The sequence below is a fragment of the Vreelandella subterranea genome, assembly GCF_900111305.1.
GTDB classification, from domain to species: domain Bacteria; phylum Pseudomonadota; class Gammaproteobacteria; order Pseudomonadales; family Halomonadaceae; genus Vreelandella; species Vreelandella subterranea.
In genome coordinates, this window is record NZ_FOGS01000007.1 from 69,815 (window position 1) to 94,675 (window position 24,861).

Here is a 24,861-nt window from a genome sequence, read left to right on the forward strand (position 1 = left end):
TTTCGGCTTTCATATCCTGGGTTAGATAAACCATTGGTCTTGAAGTGCATTGTGGGCACCTAGCGCAGAGGACGCGCATCAGGGAAGACCAAGCAGGATGCTTGATGGACTCAAGGACGCATGAACAGGACGTTCATGAAGAAGGATCAAGGAGGACCTGCTCAAACCCCAGCCCAAAATGGCTGGGGTTTTTTTTGGTGCATGCCGTGATCAATCGGCTTTTTCAGCGTTTTCTTCGTCGTCGGGTTTGTCGCTACCCTGGTGGCCAAGGGGGCTTGCCTGGTCAAGACGTGGATGGTTATCGAGGAATTCACGCTTCAGGTCAGGCAGTTTATCCAGCGCTTTCAGTGTGTGGGTCAACGCATGGATGGCGGCCAATACGTCTTGGGTATTGCCGGTTTCCGAAATCGTGTGCATGTTGCGAATCGGGAAACCAATCGACGTGGCGGCACTGTCCACCGACGCCAAGACACCCGCCATCCCGTCGGTACCCGTGTCAACGCCGACCATGTCGCGCTGCATGGGGATGTCATTGGCTTTGGCCGCCTGGGCAATCACGCGGTTCAACTGTTCGCTGGCGACCGAGCCCACCGCCATGGTGAAGCCTTTGCCCATCTCCAACGGCTGCATGCGTTTGTCGCCGATGCCGGGAGCGGCCACGTAGTCGTGGTTCACATCGACGCCAATCAGCGCATCAGGTTTCATTTCGCCCGCCATGACGCGGCTGCCGAAACGTCCAATCTCTTCGTAGCTGGCAATCGCGAACAGTACGCGTACATTTTGGGTGCCGCCTGCCTCGGCGATCAGCTTGGCGACTTCAGCGGTCACAAAGCAGCCCAGGCCGTTATCCAGGTAGGCGCCATAGAAGGTGTTGGGGCTAAAACCTTCGCGAATAGGGCGATCAAAAATAATCGAGTCGCCGGGGCGCACGCCAAGATTGAGTACCTGCTGTTTCTTGTTTTCGCCGTGGATCTGCAGGTCCAGATAGATCTGTTCTTTCTTCAGCCCTTTGCTGCCATCGCGCATGGCGGGGTCGGAAAAATGAATCGCGCCCAGGGCTTCCACCGTGCCGCCTTCAATGCAGCGGTAGCTGCCGGGGGCTTCCGGGTCTTCGCTAAACAGCTTCACTTCATGGCCGACCAGTACGGTGGGCAAGAAGGAGTCGGTGTTGATCCAGATCTTGCCGTCTTCGCCAATCGAGCGCACCTGCATGCGGATTTTATCCGCATGGCCGATGATCATGACCTTGAACATGTCATCCTGACCGGGATGGGTATCGAGCACGACGCCCGCATTGCCCTTGAACTGGTGCAGATGCCAGTCGCTCGGGGCAAAGCTTTCAAAATAGGGCTTTAACACGCCGTAGGTCATGGCGGCTTCCAGGCCCACGGGGCTTGGCGCCGCCAGGATATCGCGCATCAGTTTGAACTGCGCGTCGGGCATGGGTTGTGTCCAGGGTGTGGCGCTATCACTCATTAAGCTTTCTCCAGTTGAGGGATGATCAAGATGATCCAGTGTGACAGATTATGCCGCCATACGCGTCCTCGGTAGGCGACGTTTAGACGATGTCATGTTGGTGGGGTTCATCTTATGATGGCTTTAGTAAAACCGCATATAAAAAACCAGCGTTCACGACGAGGATGTCGATATGGCCACCGTTACCCTTCGCTCTCAGCGCTTCAAGGTGCTGTTGGCGGGTGTTTTCAGTCAGTTGCTGTGTATCGGGGTGGCGCGCTTTGCCTACACGCCGTTGCTGCCGGTGATGCAGCAGCAAAGCTGGATGGGCGACGCCGATGGTGGTTGGCTGGCGGCGCTCAATTACGCGGGCTATATGCTGGGCGCTGTGCTGGCGGCGTCGATTCGTCGTATTCATGTCAAAGATACGCTGTACCGTATTTGCTTGGTACTGGCCGTTCTCACCACGGCGGGTATGGCCTTGACCGAGCATTTCTGGCTTTGGGCGGGGCTGCGTTTTTGGGCGGGGTTTTCGAGCAGCGGCGCGATGCTGCTGGCCTCGGGGCTGATTCTTCACTGGTTGATTCAGCACCGCCAGCGTGGCGAGCTGGGCATTCATTTTGCCGGGCTTGGCCTTGGCATTGTCCTTGCGGCCGTCGCCGTTGAGCTGATGTTGGCGTTGTCGCTGGACTGGCAGGCGCAATGGTGGGGATTCAGTCTGCTTGGCGTAGTGTTGCTCGTACCCGCCTGGCGCTGGCTGCCCAGGCCACTGCCTGCCGTGCCCGGTACCTCGGGGGATAAAACCGCCGCTGCCAACCCACCCACCCGTACCTTTATGCGCTGGATGCTGGCCGCATATTTCTGTGCGGGTTATGGCTATGTGATCAGCGCTACTTTCATCGTCACGATTGTGGAGCGTGAACCGCTGTTGGCCGGTGCCGGTAACTGGACCTTTGCGTTGGTGGGCCTGGCGGCGGCCCCTGCGGTCATCCTGTGGGATCTTGTAGCGCGTCGTATCGGCTATTTGGGGGCACTGATACTGGCCATGAGTCTGCAGGTTATCGGCATTGTCCTGCCCGCCATGACGACGAATCTAGCGGCAGTGCTGCTCAGCGCAGTGCTTTATGGCGGCACCTTTCTGGGTTGTGTCAGCCTGGTACTGACCATGGCGGGGCGGCTGTATCCCGCCAGCCCCGCACGCTTGATGGGGCAAATGACCCTGGCCTACGGCGCCGCGCAGATGATCGCGCCGGCGCTGACAGGCATGTTGGCGGAGGCTTCAGGCCACTATAACGTTGGTCTCTGGCTGGCCGGTGGCTTCGTGGCTCTGGGCGCCCTGTTGTTTGCCTGGTTGCGGCGTGTCGACCAAACCGCGCAGCGGCTGGACGCCGAGGCCAAAGCCGCCGTGTATGCCCCGTAGTGACGTCTTGAATGTCGCCATGATGTGTTGAATGGCCGCGCGCGTCAGGATTTTTTGCGCATTCGTTGCCAAATCCTCTAGGATAAGCGCTTTTTTCCAACAGGGTGGTAGATCATGGCGTTTTCTGGGCAACCGCGCATCCAATGGTTAGGCCGCTGGGGCTTTATGCTGGCGGCGACGGGGTCGGCCGTTGGGTTAGGCAATATTTGGAAGTTTCCCTATATCACCGGGGAGTTTGGTGGGGGAGCCTTCGTGCTGGTCTATCTCGCCTGCATCCTGGCGGTGGGCGTGCCGGTCATGATGACCGAGATTGCCTTTGGGCGGCGCGGTCAGGGGAGCCCGGTCGATGCCATTCGCCGGGTGGTCAATGAGTCCGGTCGGTCTTCAGTATGGTCATTGATCGGCTGGATGGCGATGCTCTGTGGCTTCATGATTCTGTCGTTTTATGTCGTTGTGGCGGGCTGGTCGTTTTCCTATCTGTGGAAGATGCTGACCGGCGGCCTTTCGGGTAGCAGCGTTGACGATATGGCCGCAGTGTTTGGTGCCAATAACGCCAATCCCTGGAACCTGGGCTTCTGGAGCACTCTGGTCACGCTGCTGACCATGCTGATCGTCGGTAAAGGCGTGCAGGAGGGCATTGAAAAAAACGTCAGTTGGATGATGCCCGGGCTGGTGCTGATGCTGGCGCTGTTGATTGTGTTTGGCATTTTTTCGGGCGGCTTTGGTCAGGCATTCAGTTTCCTGTTTTCTTTCAAGGCGGGCAGCCTGTCCAGTGACGGCATGCTGGCCGCGCTGGGGCACGCGTTTTTCACCCTGTCACTGGCCTCCGGGGCCATCCTGACTTACGGCAGCTACCTGCCTAAAGGGACTTCCATCGGGCGCACCACGCTAAGCGTGGCGGTTGCCGATACCGTGGTGGCCTTGATGGCCGGACTGGCCATCTTTCCGGTGATTTTTGCCAACGGGATGGATCCCGCCGAAGGCCCAGGGCTTATCTTCATGAGCTTGCCACTGGCGTTTCAAGCGATGCCGCTGGGGACACTGTTTGGCATTCTGTTTTTCCTGATGCTGTCGATGGCCGCACTGACCTCGGCGATTTCGATGGTCGAGGCGACGGTGTCCTGGCTATGTGATAACAAAGGTCTCTCGCGTAAAGCGGCCTCGTGGGGCACCGGCATCGTACTTTGGCTGATCAGTACCCTGGCGATGCTGTCGTTCAACCTGGGCGCCGACTGGACGCTGGCGGGCAAGAACTTCTTTGACTGGCTGGATTACCTGACCTCGCGCTTGATGATGCCGTTGGGCGGTTTGGGCACGGTCGTGCTGGCAGGCTTTGTGTTGAAGAGCGAGACGTTCCGCGATGAGCTGGGGCTTTCACCGCTGCCCTATGCGCTGTGGCTGACCATGGTGCGCTACGTTAGCCCGCTCGGTATCGTGGTTATTTTTATCAACGCGCTGGATATTTATCAGGTCTCGTTTATCGCGCACTGGCCGTGGTTACTGGCGATTCTGGTCGTCATGGCGTGCTTGGGCGAAACGCTCAGCCCGCGGTTGCGTCATGTTCGGAGCCCCCGCTGAGCGCTGTTACGGCTGCGATTGTTGCCGTCTTGCCCTGGCGTCGGCAATCGCGCCGGGGTGAGTGCCGACTTCAAGTAACTCATCCCAGCGCGTGGTATAGCGCTTCGAGCGATGGGCGCAGCGCAGTTGCCAGGGGGCTTCGTCATCGGTCATCCCGAAACGGATCGTGTCTTGCCCCATACGCTGGTTGATGGCGTCCACGGTGGCCATTAGCCGGGGATGGTGGCGGGCGGGGGCATCGAGTAGCGATAGCTGATGCTGTTGGGCGTCGACGAGATCCAGCAGCATCACGCCGGCTTTCATGAACCGATAGCCGGGGCGGTATATTTGCTCAAGACCCTGGCGGACGGCGTCGAGGACCACGCGTGTATCGTCGCTGGGGGTGGGTAACGCGACCAGGGTGTGGGGAAAGTACTGTGGCTGGTCACGGCGGTGGCGGTTGGTTTTCAGGAACAGCATCACCGAGCGCGCCAGGCTGTGCTGTTCGCGAAGTTTTGTGGCACTACGCTGGGCATGGCGGCGCAGTGCTTCGTGCACCTGCGTTTTTACCCCGGTGGGCTGACCAAAAGAGCGCGACGTCATGATGCGCTGGCGCGGCTGATCCACCGCGTTCATTGTCAGGCAGGAAGTGCCACGCAGTTCCAGGGCGGTGCGCGCCAGCACCACGGAAAAGCGTTTGCGCAGCTGTTTTTTATCGCACTCGCGTAAATCCAGGGCGCTATGGATGCCGTTAATGGCAAGCCGTTCGGCAAGCCGCCTGCCCACGCCCCATACCTCGCTGACCGGCGTTTGCTTCAGCAAGGCGGTGGTGCTGGCGTCGTTCCCGGCAAGCAGACAAACGCCCTGGTAGTGTGGCTGCTTCTTGGCCGCATGGTTGGCGAGCTTGGCCAGGGTGTGGGTCGGTGCCAGCCCGATACATACCGGTAACCCGAGGCAACGCTGAATGTCTCGGCGTAGGCGATCGCCCAGGGCCTGGCACTGGTGCTCGCTCATGCCCTCCAGGTAGACAAACATTTCATCGATGGAGTAGGGGGCGATGTCAGGGCAAGCGTCCCGCAGCAGTTGGGCGAGCCGTGCCGACATGTCGCCATACAGCTCATAGTTGGACGACAGCAGATGAATCTCGCCGCGCTGGCGGAGCCCCTCCAGTTTGAAGGCAGGGGTGCCCATGGGAATATCCATCGCTTTCATTTCCGCCGAGCGGGCGATTACGCAGCCGTCGTTGTTGGACATCACACCGACGGCTTTGCCCTCCAGATGGGGCTGGAAAACACGTTCGCAGCTGACGTAAAAGTTGTTGGCGTCGACCAGTCCGATCATGGCGGTGACATCATCGCAGGTATTCGTGAATGACCGCCCGGACAACCCCCCATACCTGACAGTCGCTGTCTTCCAGGGGCAGCGGCGGATAATGGGGGTGCGCTGAGCACAAGTGGGGTGTGCCGCGATAGAGCGCGTAGCGCTTGATCAGTAGTTCGTCGTCGAACATGGCGACCAGAATATGCCCCAGACGAGGGGAAAGGCTACGGTCAACCACCAGCAGGTCGCGATCGAAAATTCCCCAACCTTCCATGCTGTCACCGGTGGCGGTCAGGTAAAACGTGTGGGTGGGGTTCTTGATCAGGCGCACGTTGAGGTCCAGCGTGCGCTGCTCGTAATCCTGGGCGGGGGAGGGGAAGCCGCTAAACCCAGCGCGGCCGTGTAGCGGAGGAAAGGGCAGCGACTGATGCGTTAACGGCACGGCGGGCGTGATAGGCGATAACGGCTGCGTCATGGTCAGCCTCCTCACTGGCAAAATATGTATTTATATACAGTATTTGGCCATGGGGATAAAATTGCAAGAGCTGTTAGGAATATCCGTGAAGGCTTATCTTGCCAGCCAGAGGCCCACCACAATGGCGCTGGTCACAGCGATGAAAAAGACCCAGTTGCGCGTTCGGGTATCACGGTGGGGTTTCATAAAGGCCTCGTTAGCAGGAAAAGATAGACGTTGGTAAGTGTCAGTCATTTTGTACAGACAATGACGTTTGGCATGGTACCGTTTGTGCTTTATGCCGTCATCTTGCTGCCTAGGGCGGTTGGTTTGCTTAGGATAGATTCATAATGTCTCAACCCACTTCAAGGCGTTATCCGCACTCCCTTTCCCTCGCCCACGGTCGTCTGGCGGCGCTGAGCTGGGGGCGCGAGGAGGCGCCCACTTGGCTGGCACTCCACGGCTGGCTCGATAATGCAGCAAGTTTTTCCCGGTTAGCGCCATTGCTGGTGGAAGCGCTGGATATTCGTATTGTGGCCATCGATTTCCGTGGTCATGGCTATTCGGCACACGCCCCAACGGGGCAGGATTACGCGCTGTGGGATTATTGCCATGACGTACTGGATGCCATGGAAGACCTGGCCATTGAGCGAGCGGTGTTGCTCGCCCATTCAATGGGCGCCGCGGTGGCCTGCTTATTGGCGGCTGCCTTGCCGGAGCGTATTGAGCGAATGACGCTGCTGGATGGCTTGGGTGCGCTCAATACCCCCGCCAGTGACACGGCAAGCCAACTGCGCAAGGGGTTAATGGCGCATAGACGGCCCACTTCCCAGGCACCGCGTTACCCTGATCTGGCCACCGCGGTGGCGGCCCGCTTGGCCGGTGGTGTTACCCCGTTAGATACCATCACGGCCACGCCGCTGGTGGAGCGCAATGCCGATGTGGCGGCTGACGGGCACGTACAGATGCGCACCGACAGCCGTTTGTTGAAGCCATCGCTGGTACGCTTTACGCCTTCCCAGGTGTTAGCGCTACTGGCCGATATCCAGGCACCGGTGCTATTGATAGAAGGTGAGGAGGGCATCTTGGGCGAGCGCGACTGGGCGGGAAAAGCCCGCCAGGCGGTACCCCACTTAACACGCCATGTACTGGCAGGCGGTCATCACCTGCACCTTGAACCCCAGGCGGTGTTCCGCGTTGCCGAGGTAATTACGCAATCTATCAATGAAACGTCGGGATCAGTCGTAGGAAACGAGCAATGAACGAACCGAACCTGGCCGATGGCAGTGTATCGAACGGCAATAACGGCAATAACGGTAATAAAGTGGCGCTGGTTCTGGGTAGCGGCGGCGCCCGGGGCTACGCGCACATCGGTGTGATTGAGGCGTTGGAAGCCCGGGGTTACGAGATCATCTCGATTGCCGGGTGCTCCATGGGCGCGCTGATAGGCGGTATTTATGCGTCGGGCAAGCTTCCCGAATACCGTGAATGGGTGTGTAACCTGGACTATTTGGATGTGCTCAAGCTGGTCGATGTGACCTGGAGCCCGATGGGCGCCATGCGGGCCAGCAAGATCATGAGCAAGCTGGAAGGGCTGGTGGGCGATACATTGATGGAAGACCTGCCGATTCCGGTAACCACCGTCGCTACTGACCTGGTACGTCAGCGCGAGGTATGGTTTCAAAACGGCCCGTTGCTGCGCGCGATACGGGCATCGATCGCCGTGCCCGGCGTGATTACCCCTGTGCATCTGGGAGGGCAGGTACTGGTCGACGGTGGCCTGCTGAATCCGCTGCCCATGATGCCCATACTCGCCGCCCACGAGGCAGACTTTGTGGTGGCAGTCAACGTGACCGCCCACAGCCCGCAGCCGGTGTCTTTGGAGACCCTGCTTCCCAAGGACGAGAATAGCGATAGCCGCACCACCCGGGAGCGCGATCGCGATGCCAATATCGGTGGCTGGATGGACGAAGTGCGGGCTACCACGCGGCGACTATGGAGCGAGCTTGGCAGCCGTAATGAAGAAGAGGGTGAGGTGGATGAGACGCTGGACCTTCGCGGCAAGCGGGAATGGGGCAAGCTGGATATGATCCTCGAATCGTTCGATATTACCCAGGCGGCGCTGGCGAAATATAAAATTGCCGGTTACCCGCCAGATATTCTCATCGAAGTTCCCAAAACGGTGTGCAGTACCTACGAGTTTCACCGCGCCAGGGATCTGATCCGCCTGGGCCGTCATCTGGCCGATGACGCCCTGGCACGACGGATGCCCGACACGGCGTCGGATGCGCAAGCGTAGAGGGCCTACTGGCCGCGTTTGCGTAGCAGGATGTAGACCGCGCCGGTGCCGCCGTCGATCTCAATGGCAGAGCAGAACGCCAGGACGCCGGGCCACTCGCGCAGCCAGGCATTGGTGTGGCTTTTCAGTACTGGAAAATCAGCCGTTGTGCCCCAGGCCTTACCGTGGACGACCAGCACGCAGCGAAGCCCTTGAGCAGTTGCATCCCGCAGAAAGCTCTCAAGTTCCAGCCGGGCTTCTTCAAGGGTGTAGCCATGCAAGTCGAGGCCGGCCTGCCAGGCCATCTGGCCACGTTTGAGTTGGCTAAAGGTACGCCAGGGCAAATCGGCGACGCTGAATTCCAGATACTCGGAAGGGCGCACCGCCTCGACCCGGCCATCAGAGGTGCGGCCGGTGGTGGCGAAGGTATTGCTTTCCACCGCCGCCTGCCGCCTGGCCTGCTGGGCATCATCGTTGCGCTTGGGTTTGCCGGGGTCGGCCTGGTTGGTGGCCATGCGACGCACGCCCGCGGCTTTCAGCGCTTGGCGGAAAGCACTGATATCGTCATCATCGGGCAGGTGGCGGCGTCGTGTCATGACAGGCTCAAATGGCAAATGGGCAAAACGGAGAACAGGCGCACAGTATAGCGAGATGCGCGCTGCTGTGAACCGGGCAGCGTCAAAGGTACAATCTTTTCTTTTGCCATGCCGTCTTCCTAAGAGATGGCCGCTTTTGTTGACCAGGAGCCGATGTGACCCAGCCTCTCAACGCCGAGACTTCGCCTTCCTCCCTCACCCTGCCGGATACGGCGCTGGTGAGCGAGCTTATAACCTTACGTGACTACCTGCGCTGGGTATCCAGCGAGTTCTATCTGGCGGGGCTCTATTACGGCCATGGCACCGAGTCGGCATGGGACGAAGCCGTTGCCCTGTGTCTGGGGGCGCTGCATTTGCCCTGGAATGTCGACCCAGGGGTACAGGATGCACGTCTGTTGCCGATGGAGCGCGAGCGCATTGTGACCCTGACCCGTGAGCGAATCACCACGCGTCGCCCGCTGCCTTACCTGCTGGGAGAAGCTTTCTTCGCCGGTTATCCGTTTGACGTTGACGAACGCGTGCTGATTCCGCGCTCGCCGATGGCGGAATTGATAGAGGATGGCTTTGCCGCCTGGTTCCCCGAAGAGCCGCCCGAACGGGTGCTGGATTTGTGCACCGGCTCCGGCTGTATCGGCATTGCCACCGCGCTTTATTTGCCCACCTGCGAGGTGACGCTGGCCGATATCAGCCAGGAGGCGCTCGCCGTGGCGCGCCAGAACATCACCCGCCACGATGTCGGCGAGCGCGTACGCGCGGTGGAAGCCGATGTGTTCAGCGGGCTGGAGGGCCAGCGTTTTGATGTCATCATTTCGAACCCGCCCTATGTCGACAAGCGTGACCTGGCCACCATGCCCGCCGAATTCCGCCATGAGCCTGCTCTTGCGCTCGGCGCGGGCAGCGACGGTCTGGATATCGTGCGGCGCATCCTGCGCGAAGCACGTGCACACCTGACCGATGAAGGGTGGCTGATTGTCGAGGTGGGTAACTCAGACCGCCATGTGGAGGCTGCCTTTCCCGAGGTGGCGTTCATGTGGCTTGAATTCGAGCGTGGCGGCCAGGGCGTCTTTGCCCTGAGCGCCGCTGAACTCGACGCCCATGCGGCGTCTTTTGCGTGAGGAGCTAAGGCTCATGTCCGGCAATACATTTGGCAAACTATTTACCGTCACCACCTTCGGGGAAAGCCACGGCCCGGCGCTAGGCGCGATCGTCGATGGCTGCCCGCCGGGGCTGCCCCTATCCGAGGCGGATTTACAGCACGACCTGGACCGCCGCCGCCCCGGCAGCTCGCGGTATACCACCCAGCGCCAAGAAGCGGATCAGGTGAAAATCCTGTCGGGGGTTTTCGAAGGCAAAACGACCGGAACCTCGATTGGCTTGCTCATCGAGAACACCGATCAACGCTCGAAAGATTATTCAAAAATCAAGGATCAGTTCCGCCCCGCCCACGCGGACTACACCTACCACCACAAATATGGTCACCGTGACTATCGTGGCGGCGGGCGCTCGAGCGCCCGGGAAACCGCGGTACGCGTCGCTGCGGGCGCCATCGCCAAGCAGTACCTGGCGGCTCAGGGCGTGCAGGTGCGTGGCTACATGAGCCAGCTTGGCCCGATCAAGATCGATTTCCACTCCTGGGATGCCGTCGGACAGAACGCGTTTTTCTGCCCCGATCCCGCCAGAGTGCCGGAGCTTGAAGATTACATGGATCAGCTGCGCCGTGATCAGGATTCCGTCGGCGCGGAGATCACCGTGGTGGCCGAGGGCGTGCCGGTCGGGCTGGGTGAGCCGGTATTTGATCGCCTGGATGCTGATCTGGCGCATGGTTTGATGAGTATCAATGCGGTAAAAGGGATTGAGATTGGCGCCGGATTTGGCTGCGTTGATCAACGGGGCAGTGAGCATCGCGACGAGATGACGCCGGAGGGCTTTTTGTCCAACCACGCCGGTGGGGTGCTGGGCGGGATTTCCAGCGGCCAGCCCATTGTGGCCCGCCTGGCGCTGAAGCCGACGTCAAGCATCACCACGCCGGGGCGCTCGATCGACGTCAACGGCAACGCCGTCGAGGTGGTGACCAAAGGCCGTCACGACCCTTGCGTGGGTATTCGCGCAACGCCCATCGCGGAAGCGATGATGGCGATCACGCTGATGGACCACTGGCTACGTCAGCGAGGGCAAAACGGTGAGGTAAGCGTTGATACGCCACGGCTAACCCAACGCTAGCGGCAAGGTGTCCTTCGTATATCGCTGCTACACTTAAATAAAACAAGATTGGTTAATAAAGCAGGAGCCGCCGATGAAGATTAACGTTGAGTTCGATCTCACCCCCGATGAGTTTCGCCAGGCGTTGGGGTTGCCCGATGTTGAAGCGTTCCAGCAACATTTGCTTGATAACATTCAGCGGCAAATGGAGTCCGGGGTTGAAGGGTATGATCCCATGAGCCTGATGCGGCCCTTCCTGCAGCAGCCCATGATGCAGCAGGGCCTTTCTCAGGGGTTGTCCAACTTTGGCACCTATCAGCAGATGATGCTTGATATGTTGAAGCAGGCCGGGAACGCCAGTACCAGTAGTAGCGGCGCTCCCGAAGAGGACAAAACTCAAAAAAGTAGCACGACAAGTACCAAGAGCACCGATGCCAATGCCAAGGCAACGGCATCTTCCCGTTCACGGGCAAAACGGAAAGCGGAGTGAACGGAAAGCAGTGCGATCTATGAGGGTAATGTCGCCAGGGCACGACCAAAGCGTTAGAAGCCGTTTTCGTCTAGGTAGTTGCAACACACCCTGTCAAGGATTACTCTTTTTGCAGTGCAGCAATTTGCGTTTGTGTGAGTCACTCTCGGCTCATGCCAAGGAACGAAAAGAGGAGTAGACACCATGCAAGATAAAATGATGGACGCCTTCAACGCCCAAACCCGCCAGATGTTTGAGCCGATGCGCAAGATTAACTCGCTGATGCTCAACAACATGGAAAAGATGACCCAATATCAGCTGGAGGCGATGAAGCGCTACAGCCAGATGGGCACCGAACGCCTGCGTAACGCCACCGACATTCAGGATGCTGAAAGCCTGCGCGATTTCGGCACGCAGCAAGCAGCTATGATGAACGAGCTGTCGCAGCAAATGCAGGAAGACGCTCGCGTGATGAGCGAGATGAGCCTTGAATTCAAGGCAGAAATGGAAAAACTGTTTGGTGAAGCAGGCAAGCAAATGGCCGACCAGGCCAGCGCCGCGGCCAAAGGTGAGCAGCCCTCCGCCAAGGGTGAGCAGCCCGCGAAAGCGAGCAGCCAGTCATCGCGTAAAAGCTGATTGACCCGATTGATCGCGGCGCCCAAGGGCGCCGCGCCTATTTTGAGCCTTTGATTACCTGCCATCATACGGGTTGCGTATGGGTTGCGCGCCGGTAGAGGAGAATGAAGATGTCAGCAGAGTGGGAATTACCGCCCCATGGCCTGTCTCAAGAAGAGCTGGACGCCTGGAACGCTCAGCTAAAAGATATTGGTGAGCAGTATCAAGGTCTCATGCAGGATCTGTTATCGCGCATTGCGCCTAGCGAAGCGGCCGACTCCGTGTATAGCGATATGCGGGAAAGCTTTGAAGCCGGGGCGCAATCATTAATGCAGAACCCGACGTTATTATGGCAGACCCAGGCACGCCTGCTGCAGGACCAGTGGCTGCTATGGCAGCAGGGCATGCGGGCGATGGCCGGTGAAGAGGTATCGCCATTGGTCACGCCGGAGAAAGGTGACCGGCGGTTCAAGGACGAGGCCTGGACCCGGGAACCCCACTTCATGGCCATCATGCAGCAGTATCTGCTGTTTTCCCAGATGGTGGACGAGCTGGTGGATAGCTTGAGCGGCATGGATGAAACCCATAAGCGCAACCTGGCCTTTTACGCCCGCCAGGTGGTCAATGCCATGTCGCCGACCAACTTTGTATCGACGAACCCCGAGGTCATGCGCCGCACGCTGGAAACCAAGGGACAGAATCTGGTGGAAGGTCTTGAGCGGCTGCGCGAAGACCTGGCCAATTCCGCCGAAGGCATCAACGTCCGCATGACCGACCGCAGCGCCTTTGGCGTGGGCGAGAACATTGCCGTTACCCCGGGAGCGGTAGTGTATGAAAATGAATTGATGCAGCTGATCCAGTACACGCCCACCACCGAAAAAACCTATAAAACACCGTTGCTGGTCGTGCCGCCGTGGATCAACAAGTACTACGTGCTTGATCTGCGCCAGGATAATTCAATGATGAAGTGGCTGGTCGACCAGGGGCACACCGTGTTCCTGATCTCCTGGCGCAACCCGGGGCCGGAACAGCGCGACATTACCTGGGCTGACTACATGCAGCTGGGCCCGATCACCGCCATGGAAGCGATCGAAAAAGCCTGTGGCGAGAAGTCGGTCAATCTGTTGAGTTATTGCGTTGGCGGCACGCTTACGGCATCAACCGTGGCCTATCTCACCAGCACGCGGCGTGGTCGCAAGGTCAAATCGGTGACCTACATGGCCACTTTGCAGGATTTCCGCGATCCCGGCGATATCGGCGTATTCCTCAATGAACGCGTCGTAGAGGGCATTGAAGAGAACATGCAGTTGAAAGGTTATCTAGACGGGCGCTCAATGGCCTATACCTTTAACCTGCTGCGTGAAAACGATCTTTTCTGGTCGTTCTACATCAATAATTATCTGAAAGGTGAAACCCCGGCCGCCTTCGACCTGCTCTACTGGAACACGGACGGCACCAACCTGCCTGCCGGTACCCATGCCTGGTACCTGCGGCACATGTACCTGGAGAACAAGCTGGTCGAGCCCGGTGGTATCGAACTGGACGGAGTGAAGATCGATCTCAGGAAGATATCGGCGCCCAGCTATTTCGTGTCGGCCAAGGAAGACCATATCGCCAAATGGAACAGCTCCTACTACGGTGCGCTGTTGCCCAAAGGGCCAGCCACCTTTGTGCTGGGTGGCTCGGGGCATATTGCCGGTATCGTCAACCCGCCGCATAAGCAAAAATATGGTTACTGGACGAACGATCAACTGCCTGAAAGCCATGACGCCTGGTTTGAGGGGGCGACCTTCAATGAAGGGTCTTGGTGGCCTCACTGGCAGGCCTGGATCACCGAAAATGGCTACGCGGACCCGGATCCGAAAAAAATGGTTGCCGCGCGTCAGCCGGGTGAGGGCGAGTTGAGCGTGATCGAGCCCGCCCCCGGGCGCTATGTCAAAACCACGATTCCTGAGGTGTTGGGTGAAACACCTGAATAGGTGATCCCGTACGCTGTGCCCGATATAGCCCTGCTTTCACCGGCGGGGCTTTTTTCGTATGGCCAGACAATCGACGGTGTCGCTGACATAATGTCGCATCAGGGTTGCGGAAACCTGGGATCTGGCTATGGTGACGGTACTTTTGAAATGTCAGCAATGTCAGCACCTAAGCGTTTAGCGTATCTGCTGATGGGATAAAATAGTGTCGAATATTTCAATCCTTTGCCAAGTGGGGAAATAAGATGGTCAGTCACCTATTCAAGACGCCTCGGCTGTTGGCCGGTGGCATGCTGCTGATGTTGATCACCGCTGGGCATGCCAGCGGGCAGGACGTACAGGTCAGCAACGCGCGATTGAGCTTGTTGCCCGGTGAACAGCCGGGAGCTGGGTATTTTCAGCTGCATAACACTGGTGACGAGACAGCTGTTTTAGTCGGCGCGCAAAGCGAGGCCTTTGAAGATGTCGAGATCCATATGAGCAGCGATGAAAACGGCATGGCGCATATGCACGCCATGGAACAGGTGGCAGTCGAGGCGGGGGAGCGTTTCGAGTTTGCTCCTAAAGGCCATCACTTGATGTTTATCGGGCGTAAGCAGGCACTGGCTGAAGGGGAGGATGTCGAGGTGCTTCTGCAATTTGGCGATGAGCAGCGATTGCCGGTCACGTTCGAAGTGGTATCGCCCGCAGCGCTTTAATACGCTTTCACGCAGGATGAGTTAATGGTTATGCGGTTGTTAATTTTACTTGTTTCACTGTTGCTTGTGGGCTGTGGTGATCGCAATTGGCGCACGGCAGAGACCTCGGAAATCATGCCGCTGCTGGATTTTTCGCTGATTGATGAGAACGGTCAGGCCGTTGAGGCTGAAGATTATCAGGGTAAGGTCACACTGGTTTACTTTGGGTATACCTATTGTCCGGATGTGTGCCCGATTACCTTGGCCAGGCTGGCAGGAACCTTAAACCGTTTGGACGATGATGTCCGTGAAGATATCCAGGTACTGTTTATCTCCGTTGACCCGCAGCGTGATACTCCCGAGGTGGTAAAGCGTTACACCAATGCGTTTGGTTCCGAGTTTATTGGCATTACCGGTGAGCTGGCGGAAATAGACGCGTTGACCAATCGCATGCGCGTTACGTATGACTACGAAGAGCCCAATCAGCGCGGCGACTATATCGTGACGCACACGAGCGCGGTGTTCGCATTTGATCGGGAAGGGGGCGCACAATTCCTGATACGTGATTCGCACCCCATTTCTGACGCGGTAGCGGATATCAATCGGCTGGTGAATGACGGTGCCTGAATTACTGGCAGGCAACAGAGAGGCTACAGCGTGACTTGTAGCGGCTCGATTTTATGTCCAGTTCGACGCTGTCGTGTTGCGTATCGTAAAGAAACGAGGCGTAACCCCTCTTTGACGATGAAGTGCGGTATAGGCCGCAAATGGTATAGCCGTACTGTACTTTCTGAAGCTTTGAAAGCTCGATGTCGCCAGGATTGTGGTTAATCTCCTGCGCCAGAGCGTGCTGGATATCTTCATCCATATTGTTGTCGGACAGAGCCTGGCCACCAAAAATGACCCCGCCCAAGAGCAGTGAGAGAAGTAGCGGAATAACGACCAGTAATAAAAAGGGGCGAGACGTCAACTTGGCAGTCTCCTGTATCGATTGGGTGGAAAAAAGCGGTGACTAACGGTTTCCGCGTAAACCACTCGGCGTCGCTTACCAGGCTGACAGTTTACCGGCGGTGCGTTCGTCGCACACCCACAAGTGCCATCAGTGCGGCTAAAAACCACACCGGCCAGCTACCCATGCGGGTAAACGGCGTTAGCCCCTGGGTAGCGTAGAACTCGCCGGTGAGCGATGCGATCTCGAATTGAGCGGCACGTTCGACGATGCGTCCCTGGGCATCAATGATCGCGGTAATGCCGTTGCTGGTAGCGCGCAGCACGTAGCGGCCATTTTCCAGCGCCCTGAGCCGTGCCATCTGCAGGTGCTGGTGCGGGCCGATCGAGGCGCCAAACCAGGTGTCGTTGGACAGCGTCATCAATACATCGCTTTCCCTGGCGCGGCTGGCCACCAACTGTGGGTAAATGATTTCATAGCAGATGGCATTGCCGATGCTGACCCCCGCGGCCTCCATTGGCGCCTGGTCGGGGGCGCCTTTGGTAAAGCTCGACATGGGCAAATTGAAAAAGTTGATGGCACCGCGCAGCAGGCTTTCCAGCGGCAGGTATTCGCCGAAGGGCACCAAATGCTCTTTTTGATAGCTGCCCTCGACATTCCCTACACCCACCACGCTGTTGAAGTAGCGGTCGTTGATGTCGCGCTGGACAATGCCGGTCATCAGTGCCGTGTCAGTGGGCAGATTGCTTTGTACGCGCTCAAGCACCGGGCGTGCCTGGGTTTCCATCATGGGCAGAGCAGTTTCCGGCCACACAATCAGGTCAACGTCATCGGCGACGTCGCGGGTCAAATCGCTGTAGATGTTGGCGGCATTGCGCTGGCCTTCAGGGGTCCATTTTTCCAGCTGGGGAAGGTTGCCCTGCAACAGTGCGACCCGCGTGGGTGTTTCGGCGGGCGTGGTCCACTGCGTGGGCAACGCCAGAGGTATCAGCCAGATAGCCGCCAGTGGTGCGAGCGTCCACCATTGGCGGCGCAGCAGCAACGCCGCGCCGAGTGAGCCACTGAGGGCAACCAGCAGCGATAGTAGATAAACGCCGCCGATGGGCGCCCAGGCAGCCAGTGGCGAGTCCACATACCCTGACCCCAACAATAACCAGGGAAACCCGGTGAATAGATAGGTGCGCAGGACTTCTCCCAGCACCCAGATACCGGCAAAGCTGACGAGCGCCAGTCGGGGGCCGGTAAAGCGGCGGTAGAGCCAAAGCGTGGCGGCGAAAAACAGCGCCAGTACGCAGACGAACAGGGCGGTGAGCAACAGCGCAAGCGGTACGCCGGTATAACCGTAGTCATGAATCGATACGTAGACCCAGGAAGCACCACTGCCAAACAGTGCCACCCCGTAGAGCCACCCCTTGAGGGCCGCCTGGGCAGCGGTGAGCTGATGCGTGCCTGCGTACATCAGGCCTGCGGCCACCGGCCCTAACCACCATAGCTCAAATGGCGACGCCGTCAGCGTAGTAAAGCCGCCAGCCAGCAGTGCGGCGATTAGCTGTCGATACACAGCCGGGATGCTACCCATAGCGAGATATCCTTATGTCCAGGACGGGGGTGAGGCGTGAAGGCTAGGTGTCGCTCTGCTCGTCGTCGCTGCTGTCAGGGCGATGTTCCCGGTAGGCCTCAAGCAGGCGGATGCGGCGGTTGTCGGCGTTGAGGACCTCAAAGCGCCAGCCGCCCAGGTGGGTATATTCGCCGCGTTGCGGCAGGTGGCCAAATTGCTGCATCACCAGCCCGCCGATGGTATCGAATTCATCGTCAGAGAACTGGGTGTCGAAGTGCTCGTTAAAGTCATCAATGGTGGTCAGCGCGCGGATGGCAAAGTGCTTATTGTCCAGCTCGCGAATATCCTCTTCCTCGTCGGCGTCATGCTCATCTTCGATATTACCGACAATCTGCTCAAGAATATCCTCGATGGTAATAATGCCCGCCGTGCCACCGTACTCGTCGACCACAACCGCCATGTGGTTATGGGTATCGCGGAACTCTTTAAGCAGGCTATTGAGCCGTTTGGATTCAGGAATGAACATCGCCGAGCGAACGATATCAGCCAGTTGAAACGCATCGCGTTCGGCCTGGGTCTGGGAAAGCAGCGGCAACAGATCCTTGACCAGCAAAATGCCTTTTACATCGTCAAGGTTTTCGCCAATCACTGGATAGCGCGAGTGGCCGGTCTCCTGGATGAGCGCCAGGTACTCTTCACTGGTCTGATCAAGGGTGATCGCCGAGATCTGCGAGCGGGGGATGAGGATTTCGCGAACCTGTTGATCGCTGATTTCCAGTGCGCCTTCAATGATCATGATGGCGTCCTGGTCAAGCTTTAAACGCCCCGCCGCGTGGCGTAGAAATTCCAGTAACTCATCGCGGGAGCTGGGTTCGTCGTTGTCGCCCGAAAGGGCGCTAAAGAGTTTCTCGAGCCAGGATCGTTGATTGGCGTTGCTCGATCGGTCTTCGCTCATGCAGGTAATCTCTTGTTGACGGACTCAGGTAGCGTGATTCGAAAGGACGTTTTATCACTGACCAGGGGCGCGGTGCCAGTTCAACGTATGGGCCTTAAGTCTCATATGTCGCCAATATAGGGGTCTTTGATACCCAGGGCGGCAAGCAGCTCGCGTTCACATTGCTCCATCACCTCGGCGTCTTCCTCTTCAATGTGATCATAGCCCAACAAGTGCAAGGTGCCATGGATCACCATATGAGCGTAATGGTGCTCAAGGGCTTTATGCTGCTCTTCAGCCTCATTGACAACGATGGCATGGCAAATCACCAGGTCGCCGAGTAATGGCAGCGTTATGCCCGGCGGGTTCTCAAACGGAAACGACAGCACGTTGGTGGGTTTGTCCTTGCCCCGATAATCGTGATTGAGTGACCGGCTTTCGTCGGGATCGACAAAACGCACGGTCAGTTCCTGGCGTGGGTCATCGGGGTGTCGGGCAAGCACATCACCCACCCAGCGGGTGAGCTGTGCCTGCGTCGGTAGGTGCTGATCGTCGATGGCCGCCTGGCGGTCGATCACGATGCCACTCATCGTGAGGTGTCCCCCTGGCCTTCGCGGCCCTGCAGGCGGGCTTCCCGCTCTTGCTGGCGCGCTTCCCAGCGGGCGCGCTCCTCGGCTTCCTGCTGGGACTCGAAGGCGTCGTAGGCTTCAATGATGCGCTGCACCAGCGGGTGGCGCACCACATCCTTGGCGGCAAAGTGGGTAACGCCAATTCCAGGCGTGTCTTTCAGTACGTCGAGCACCTGGATAAGGCCCGAGCGCTGCCCCTTGGGGAGGTCGACCTGGGTGACGTCACCGGTAATCACCGCGGTGGAGCCAAAGCCGATACGCGTCAGGAACATTTTCATTTGTTCGGGCGTGGTGTTCTGGCTCTCGTCCAGGATGATATAGGCATTGTTGAGCGTCCTGCCGCGCATGTAAGCCAGCGGGGCAATTTCGATCACCTGGCGCTCGATCAGTTTGGCAACCTGCTCGAAGCCGATCATTTCGTAGAGCGCATCGTAGAGCGGGCGCAGGTAAGGATCGATTTTCTGGGCGAGATCGCCAGGCAGAAAGCCGAGCTTCTCACCGGCTTCCACCGCCGGACGGACCAGCAAGATACGCCGCACTGCCTGCTGATTGAGTGCTTCCACGGCGGCGGCGACGGCCAGGTAGGTTTTACCGGTACCTGCCGGGCCAATGCCGAAGTTGATGTCGTGCTCGCGAATGCTGGTGACATAGCGCTGCTGATTAAGGCCACGGGGCTTGATCATGGTACGTGGTGTACGCATGATCACTTCACCGCTATCGCCTTCCGTATCGTCCTCTTCCTCCTCCAGCGCTTCCAGGCCGGATTCTTGAAGAAACAGGTGGACCGTGTCGGCCGATACTTCTTCCGCCGCCGTTTCACGGTAGAGATGTTCCAGCACGTTGGCAGCGGCTTTGATGCGATTGGCAGGCCCGGCCAGCTGGAACACATTGCCTCGGTTGCGCAGCGTTACGTCCAGGCGGCTTTCGATCAACTTCAGGTGCTCATCCTGCTGACCGCACAGGCTGGCAAGGCGCTGAGGGTCATTGGGTTCAAGGCTTAAGGTGGTAATGCGATTGGCCTGAGGCGATGGCTGGCTCAAGAGTGAAAAACCTGTCGGTTGATGGGTGTCAATGTCAGCTTACTGCCCCAAGCGGTGTTGGGGCAATTACCTGGGATAAGCGATGTTCAATAACGCTCGGGGGAGGCGAGTTCACCGCGCAGTGAATTGGGCAGGGCCTCGGTGATTTCCACGTCCACGAAGTAGCCGATCAGCTCGGTGGGGTTGGCGGCGCGGAAGTTGACCACCCGGTTATTTTCCGTGCGCCCGGACAGCTGGCCTGGGTCTTTTGGCGAAAAGCCGGTGACCAGGATGCGCTGGGTGGTGCCCACCATGCGACGGCTGATTTGCCCGGCCTGCTGGAGAATACGCGCCTGCAAGATCGCCAGACGCTCTTTCTTGACGCTTTCCGGTGTTTCATCCTCGAGGGCGGCGGCAGGCGTGCCGGGGCGCGCCGAGTAGACAAAGCTGAAGGAGTGATCGAAGCCGATGCGATGGATCAGGTCCATCGTTGCTTCGAAATCTTCTTCCGTCTCGCCGGGGAAGCCGATAATGAAGTCGGAAGAAAAGCTGATGTCCGGGCGGTTGGCACGAATCCGCTCCATCTTTTCGATATAGGCTTCTGCCGTGTGGCCACGCTTCATCGCACTCAAGATGCGGTCCGAGCCCGATTGCACCGGCAGGTGCAGGTGGCTGACCAGCTCGGGGATGTCGGCGTAGGCATCCACCAGGCTGTCAGTGAACTCAACCGGGTGGGAAGTAGTGAAGCGAATGCGGTCGATCCCCTCGACCGCCGCGACACAGGCAATCAGTTCGGCAAGGTCGATCTCATCGCCCAACTGGTTTTCACCCCGGTAGGCGTTGACGTTCTGGCCGAGGAGGTTGACTTCGCGCACGCCCTGGTCGGCCAGGTGAATGACCTCATCCATCACCGCTTCAAACGGCCGCGAGACTTCTTCGCCGCGGGTGTAGGGCACCACGCAGAAGGTACAGTACTTCGAGCAGCCTTCCATGATGGATACAAAGGCGGTGGCACCGTCCGACGTCGGTTTAGGCAGGTGGTCGAATTTCTCGATTTCCGGGAAGGTCACGTCCACCGCGGCAATTTGATTGTCGCGGCGTGCATCCAGCATGGATGGCACCCGGTGCAGTGTCTGCGGGCCAAACACCATGTCCACATGGGGCGCACGCTTGCGCAATGCTTCGCCTTCCTGGCTTGCAACGCAGCCACCGACGCCAATGACCAGATCAGGATTGGCGTCCTTGAGTTTTTTCCAGCGTCCCAGCTGATGGAACACCTTTTCCTGCGCTTTTTCACGAATGGAGCAGGTGTTGAGAAGAATGACATCGGCTTCGCGCTCGTTATCGGTGAGTTCGAGCTGATGAGAAACGCCGAGCATGTCCGCCATACGGGAGGAGTCATACTCGTTCATTTGGCAGCCGTGCGTTTTGATGAAGAGCTTCTTCGCCATCGGTACCTGTCATCTATGGGTCGTCGGAAGGACGAGGGATGAATGAAGTGTCGTTGCGCCTGTGCGCGAATGATTGGGTGCATTATACGGACACAACCAACAGGCGGCTAGCGTTGACGCGGAATCGATGCTTGACCGTTAAGTTTCTATCAGTATACTACGCACCGTGTTTGAGCAGTTCCCCGATAGCTCAGTTGGTAGAGCAAATGACTGTTAATCATTGGGTCGCAGGTTCGAGTCCTGCTCGGGGAGCCAATGAACTGATCTCAAATACGGCAATAACAGATTGTTCCTCGATAGCTCAGTTGGTAGAGCAAATGACTGTTAATCATTGGGTCGCAGGTTCGAGTCCTGCTCGAGGAGCCAAATTGCCCCGCAAGATATTTTTCTACCGTTCACGGTAGTCCTATTGTTCCCCGATAGCTCAGTTGGTAGAGCAAATGACTGTTAATCATTGGGTCGCAGGTTCGAGTCCTGCTCGGGGAGCCATCTAGCGTCTGTTTACCCTCCTTCTATGACGCCAGCCGTTAATCGATTCCGCCTTTTCTTTCGTTAGTTCTTCTTTCGTCAGCTCGCTTTGACGCTGCTATTTATTAGGTGCCTGCTGCCTTGTGGTGCATGGGGTGTTTCTGCGGGGCTGCTTGACGCTTGGTGTCGGCGGCTTTGCCGATAATCACGCCGGTGGCGTAAACTATCCGCATTATTGATCTGGTGGGAATAATCGTCTTGGGAAAATCCACTCCGTTGAATGCGCTGCAGGTCTTCAAATGCCTGAGCGATGAAACGCGTCTGATGCTGGTGCTGCTGATTGCCCATGAGCAGTCGCTGTGCGTGTGTGAAATGACCTATGTGCTTGAAGAGTCCCAGCCCAAGGTGTCGCGTCATCTGGCGCAGCTTCGCCAGTGCGGGCTGCTGGTGGACCAGCGGGACGGGCAGTGGGTGTATTACCAGCTGGCGCCGCAGCTGCCGACATGGGCACGGCATATTATCGAGTCGGCACAGCAGGGCTGTGCCGCCCAATTGGCCCGTTTGACACAGCGCCTGGCTGCCATGGGCGATCGGCCAACACGGCGAGCTGCGCTTTGCTAGTCGACTAAGAAAAACGCCGGTGCCACTGGGGCACCGGCGCTTTTGAAGCCTTGACGCTTATTCGCTTACCGATTGACGAACCGCTGGGTGCTTTCCAGATGGGCGTAATCGAGCAGAACTTCGGCGGCTTCCAGCACGTGGGCACGCTCTACTGAGGTGGCATCCTCCTCGTCGGTATTGCCGTCTTCACTGTCGTTATCGCTCAGCGCGGTGGCGTCGCGAGCATCGGTCCACTCTTCCAGTTCTTCAAGCCCCAGGGCACGACGCCGCTGGTTTTCCAGCGCCAGCTGCTCGGCTTCTTGAGCCTGGGTTTCACGCTCGCGCTGCTCACGATTCAGGCTGACACTGGTATTCTGCTCGCGAAGCTCCCGTGACAGTGCAGATTGCCGCTCCAGGTAGCGGAAGTTGGGGTTGCCCGCCGCGCGTTCCTGGTGAGCCGACAGAAGCGCATCAAGGTAGCGTTCGGGTTCTCCGTACCGGCGGTATTGAACGTCCTGAACCGTGTCCCATTCCAGGGCGTGGTCCAGGCTGCTTTCGCCAATACGCTCAGGGTCGATCAGGCTGGGAAACTCGATGTCGGGTTCGACACCTCGGTTCTGGGTGCTCGCGCCGGAGATGCGGTAGAACTTGGCGCGGGTAAGCTTGATTTCGCCGTGGCTCAAGTCGCTCAGCGTCTGCACCGTGCCTTTACCAAAGGTCTGGCTGCCCATCACGATGCCGCGGCCATAGTCCTGGATGGCGCCAGCGAGAATTTCTGATGCCGAGGCTGACAACCGGTTTACCAGCACGCCCAGTGGGCCGTCGTAAAGCGTGCCTGCCTCACTGTCGCCGTAGAGGTTGATGCGCCCGTCAGCGTCGCGAACCTGAACGGTGGGGCCGCGGTCGATAAACAGGCCGATCAGCGAGTTGGCTTCCTGAAGTGCGCCGCCGCCGTTGTTACGTAGGTCGAGCACAATACCCTCAACATCCTGGCGTTTTAACTTCTCGACTTCCTTGGCGACGTCGCGGGTGGTACTGCGGTAGTCATCCTCTCCCGCCTGCCAGGCGTCGAAGTCGACATAAAAAGTGGGGATTTCGATCACCCCGAGGCGGTGGGTCGCGCCATCGCGTTCGATATCAATCACTTCGCTCTGGGCGGCCTGATCTTCCAGGTCAACCGTATCGCGAGTGATTTCAACGGTTTGTGAGCGGGTCATGTCAACCGCCTGGGCGGGCACGACATCCAGCTTCACTACGGAACCTTTCGGGCCGCGAATCAGGTCGACCACGTTGTCCAGGCGCATGCCAATCACGTTGACCATCTCGCCGTCTTCCTGACCGACGCCAATAATCCGGTCGGCGGGCTCCAGTACGCCGGCGCGCTCGGCGGGGCCGCCCGCGACCAGGCTGGAGACTTTGACATATTCGCCGTCGGATTGAAGCAGTGCCCCGATGCCTTCAAGCGAGAGGCTCATTTGAATGTCAAACGATTCTCCCTGGCGGGGTGAGAGATAGCTGGTGTGCGGATCAATGGTGCTGGTCACTGCGGCCATGATCAAACCAAAGACATCCTCCGATTCGGTCTGATCCAGGCGGGAAAGCTGCCCTTCGTAGCGCTGGCGGAGATTCTCGACAATCTGTTCATCGTCCTGGTCGCTCAGGGCAAGCGTCAGGGCGTCATTTTTCAGCCGTTTTTGCCACAATGCATCCAGTTCGCGCTGACTCTCGGCCCAGGCGGCGTCCTCGCGGTCAAGCTCGAGGCGCTCGTTGCCGTCGAAGTTGAACGTCGTGTCGTCATCCAGGTGTTCAAGCAGCCATTCAACCCGAGCGGTGTGGCGCTCGTTAAGGCGGTTGTAAAGGGCAAACGCCTCATCCAGCTCGCCGTCGAAAAGCGTATCGGCCAGGTCGGTTTCCAGGTGGCGATAGGGCTCAATGTCGCGGCTCAGCAGGTAGGCCCGCTGGCCATCCAGAATGTCCAGGTAGCGGCCAAAGGCTTCTTGTGACCAGGCTTCGTCAAAGCTGACTTCGGCGTAGTGGCCATAGCGAAGCGAATCGGCAATTTCGACAGCCGCCTGGCGCTGTTCTTCGGTCGGCTCCAGTTGCGCTATTGCCATCGGGCTGGTGACGACCAGTATGATGGTTAGGGCGACTGAGCGCGAAAGCGTTGCAAACAAGCTCATCAGTCAAGCTCTCCCGGATTTGTGTACACTCATGCTTTCCTAGACCCGCATCTGACC

The 24,861-nt window shown here is 58.4% G+C and carries 23 protein-coding genes and 3 tRNA genes; 15 read left to right on the top strand and 11 right to left on the bottom strand.

Annotation, left to right across the window (positions count from 1 at the left end; translation table 11 throughout):
• Positions 1 to 210 precede the first annotated feature (210 nt).
• Positions 211 to 1,476 carry a M20/M25/M40 family metallo-hydrolase gene (locus tag BMX75_RS11155; protein ID WP_092827940.1) on the bottom strand — a complete coding sequence of 422 codons (1,266 nt, stop codon included), beginning with the start codon at positions 1,474 to 1,476 and terminating at the stop codon, positions 211 to 213.
• A 172-nt stretch (positions 1,477 to 1,648) separates the two neighbouring features.
• Between BMX75_RS11155 and BMX75_RS11160 the strand changes: the two genes are divergently transcribed.
• Both BMX75_RS11160 and BMX75_RS11165 read left to right on the top strand, forming a co-directional pair.
• Positions 1,649 to 2,875: a YbfB/YjiJ family MFS transporter gene (locus tag BMX75_RS11160; RefSeq protein WP_092827942.1), complete on the top strand. Its 1,227-nt coding sequence runs from the start codon at positions 1,649 to 1,651 to the stop codon at positions 2,873 to 2,875.
• 114 nt (positions 2,876 to 2,989) lie between these two features.
• A complete protein-coding gene (locus BMX75_RS11165; RefSeq protein WP_092827944.1) occupies positions 2,990 to 4,453 on the top strand; it encodes a sodium-dependent transporter in 1,464 nt (487 codons plus the stop codon).
• A 6-nt stretch (positions 4,454 to 4,459) separates the two neighbouring features.
• Here the strand turns inward: BMX75_RS11165 and BMX75_RS11170 are convergent, their stop codons facing one another.
• Positions 4,460 to 5,773 carry a Y-family DNA polymerase gene (locus BMX75_RS11170; RefSeq protein ID WP_092827946.1) on the bottom strand — a complete coding sequence of 438 codons (1,314 nt, stop codon included), beginning with the start codon at positions 5,771 to 5,773 and terminating at the stop codon, positions 4,460 to 4,462.
• Between the two features lie 10 nt (positions 5,774 to 5,783).
• Positions 5,784 to 6,227 carry a LexA family protein gene (locus tag BMX75_RS11175; RefSeq protein ID WP_092827948.1) on the bottom strand — a complete coding sequence of 148 codons (444 nt, stop codon included), beginning with the start codon at positions 6,225 to 6,227 and terminating at the stop codon, positions 5,784 to 5,786.
• Between the two features lie 329 nt (positions 6,228 to 6,556).
• Between BMX75_RS11175 and BMX75_RS11180 the strand changes: the two genes are divergently transcribed.
• Both BMX75_RS11180 and BMX75_RS11185 read left to right on the top strand, forming a co-directional pair.
• Complete coding sequence (locus BMX75_RS11180) at positions 6,557 to 7,468, top strand: alpha/beta fold hydrolase (RefSeq protein ID WP_092827950.1); 912 nt, start codon at positions 6,557 to 6,559, stop codon at positions 7,466 to 7,468.
• The gene (locus tag BMX75_RS11185) at positions 7,465 to 8,505 is read left to right on the top strand and encodes a patatin-like phospholipase family protein (protein WP_092827952.1); all 1,041 of its coding nucleotides are present in this window, start codon (positions 7,465 to 7,467) and stop codon (positions 8,503 to 8,505) included. The genes BMX75_RS11180 and BMX75_RS11185 overlap by 4 nt, the downstream gene beginning before the upstream one ends.
• 5 nt (positions 8,506 to 8,510) lie before the next feature.
• Here BMX75_RS11185 and BMX75_RS11190 read toward each other — a convergent pair whose 3' ends face one another.
• Positions 8,511 to 9,080, bottom strand: coding sequence for a Smr/MutS family protein (locus BMX75_RS11190; protein ID WP_066322302.1), 570 nt, complete (start codon positions 9,078 to 9,080; stop codon positions 8,511 to 8,513).
• Between the two features lie 155 nt (positions 9,081 to 9,235).
• Between BMX75_RS11190 and prmB the strand changes: the two genes are divergently transcribed.
• The 7 genes from prmB (at position 9,236) to BMX75_RS11225 (ending at position 15,643) form a co-directional block, all read left to right on the top strand.
• On the top strand, positions 9,236 to 10,195 hold the full coding sequence (gene prmB, locus BMX75_RS11195) for a 50S ribosomal protein L3 N(5)-glutamine methyltransferase (RefSeq protein ID WP_066322300.1): 960 nt from the start codon (positions 9,236 to 9,238) through the stop codon (positions 10,193 to 10,195).
• 13 nt (positions 10,196 to 10,208) lie between these two features.
• Complete coding sequence (gene aroC / locus BMX75_RS11200) at positions 10,209 to 11,300, top strand: chorismate synthase (protein ID WP_092827954.1); 1,092 nt, start codon at positions 10,209 to 10,211, stop codon at positions 11,298 to 11,300.
• Positions 11,301 to 11,373: 73 nt separating this feature from the next.
• On the top strand, positions 11,374 to 11,769 hold the full coding sequence (locus tag BMX75_RS11205) for a hypothetical protein (protein WP_092827956.1): 396 nt from the start codon (positions 11,374 to 11,376) through the stop codon (positions 11,767 to 11,769).
• A gap of 183 nt (positions 11,770 to 11,952) precedes the next feature.
• Positions 11,953 to 12,384 (top strand): phasin family protein, encoded by a 432-nt coding sequence (locus tag BMX75_RS11210; RefSeq protein WP_092827958.1) that lies wholly within the window; start codon positions 11,953 to 11,955, stop codon positions 12,382 to 12,384.
• Positions 12,385 to 12,494: 110 nt separating this feature from the next.
• Entirely contained in the window at positions 12,495 to 14,342 is a 1,848-nt protein-coding gene (gene phaC, locus BMX75_RS11215; protein ID WP_092827960.1) for a class I poly(R)-hydroxyalkanoic acid synthase, read from the top strand.
• Between the two features lie 242 nt (positions 14,343 to 14,584).
• Positions 14,585 to 15,037: a copper chaperone PCu(A)C gene (locus tag BMX75_RS11220; protein WP_092827962.1), complete on the top strand. Its 453-nt coding sequence runs from the start codon at positions 14,585 to 14,587 to the stop codon at positions 15,035 to 15,037.
• A 30-nt stretch (positions 15,038 to 15,067) separates the two neighbouring features.
• Positions 15,068 to 15,643, top strand: a complete 576-nt coding sequence (locus BMX75_RS11225; protein WP_245748511.1) for an SCO family protein — start codon at positions 15,068 to 15,070, stop codon at positions 15,641 to 15,643.
• A 1-nt stretch (position 15,644) separates the two neighbouring features.
• Here the strand turns inward: BMX75_RS11225 and BMX75_RS11230 are convergent, their stop codons facing one another.
• The 6 genes from BMX75_RS11230 to miaB all read right to left on the bottom strand — a co-directional run bounded on the left by BMX75_RS11230 (position 15,645) and on the right by miaB (position 21,556).
• Complete coding sequence (locus BMX75_RS11230) at positions 15,645 to 15,986, bottom strand: hypothetical protein (RefSeq protein WP_092827966.1); 342 nt, start codon at positions 15,984 to 15,986, stop codon at positions 15,645 to 15,647.
• A gap of 91 nt (positions 15,987 to 16,077) precedes the next feature.
• Entirely contained in the window at positions 16,078 to 17,544 is a 1,467-nt protein-coding gene (lnt, locus tag BMX75_RS11235; protein ID WP_092827968.1) for an apolipoprotein N-acyltransferase, read from the bottom strand.
• Positions 17,545 to 17,587: 43 nt separating this feature from the next.
• On the bottom strand, positions 17,588 to 18,478 hold the full coding sequence (locus tag BMX75_RS11240) for an HlyC/CorC family transporter (RefSeq protein WP_092827970.1): 891 nt from the start codon (positions 18,476 to 18,478) through the stop codon (positions 17,588 to 17,590).
• A gap of 101 nt (positions 18,479 to 18,579) precedes the next feature.
• Positions 18,580 to 19,047 carry an rRNA maturation RNase YbeY gene (gene ybeY / locus BMX75_RS11245; protein ID WP_092827972.1) on the bottom strand — a complete coding sequence of 156 codons (468 nt, stop codon included), beginning with the start codon at positions 19,045 to 19,047 and terminating at the stop codon, positions 18,580 to 18,582.
• A complete protein-coding gene (locus tag BMX75_RS11250) occupies positions 19,044 to 20,126 on the bottom strand; it encodes a PhoH family protein (RefSeq protein WP_092827974.1) in 1,083 nt (360 codons plus the stop codon). Before BMX75_RS11250 ends, ybeY begins: the two co-directional genes overlap by 4 nt.
• Before the next feature lie 86 nt (positions 20,127 to 20,212).
• Positions 20,213 to 21,556 (bottom strand): tRNA (N6-isopentenyl adenosine(37)-C2)-methylthiotransferase MiaB, encoded by a 1,344-nt coding sequence (gene miaB / locus BMX75_RS11255; protein ID WP_066322267.1) that lies wholly within the window; start codon positions 21,554 to 21,556, stop codon positions 20,213 to 20,215.
• 179 nt (positions 21,557 to 21,735) lie between these two features.
• Here miaB and BMX75_RS11260 point away from each other — a divergent pair.
• The 4 genes from BMX75_RS11260 to BMX75_RS11275 all read left to right on the top strand — a co-directional run bounded on the left by BMX75_RS11260 (position 21,736) and on the right by BMX75_RS11275 (position 22,645).
• Positions 21,736 to 21,811, top strand: a tRNA-Asn gene (locus BMX75_RS11260).
• A gap of 35 nt (positions 21,812 to 21,846) precedes the next feature.
• A tRNA-Asn gene (locus BMX75_RS11265) sits at positions 21,847 to 21,922 on the top strand.
• A 47-nt stretch (positions 21,923 to 21,969) separates the two neighbouring features.
• A tRNA-Asn gene (locus tag BMX75_RS11270) sits at positions 21,970 to 22,045 on the top strand.
• A 237-nt stretch (positions 22,046 to 22,282) separates the two neighbouring features.
• Entirely contained in the window at positions 22,283 to 22,645 is a 363-nt protein-coding gene (locus BMX75_RS11275) for a metalloregulator ArsR/SmtB family transcription factor (protein WP_092827976.1), read from the top strand.
• Between the two features lie 65 nt (positions 22,646 to 22,710).
• Here BMX75_RS11275 and BMX75_RS11280 read toward each other — a convergent pair whose 3' ends face one another.
• Complete coding sequence (locus BMX75_RS11280) at positions 22,711 to 24,804, bottom strand: carboxy terminal-processing peptidase (protein WP_092827978.1); 2,094 nt, start codon at positions 24,802 to 24,804, stop codon at positions 22,711 to 22,713.
• Between the last annotated feature and the right edge of the window lie 57 nt (positions 24,805 to 24,861).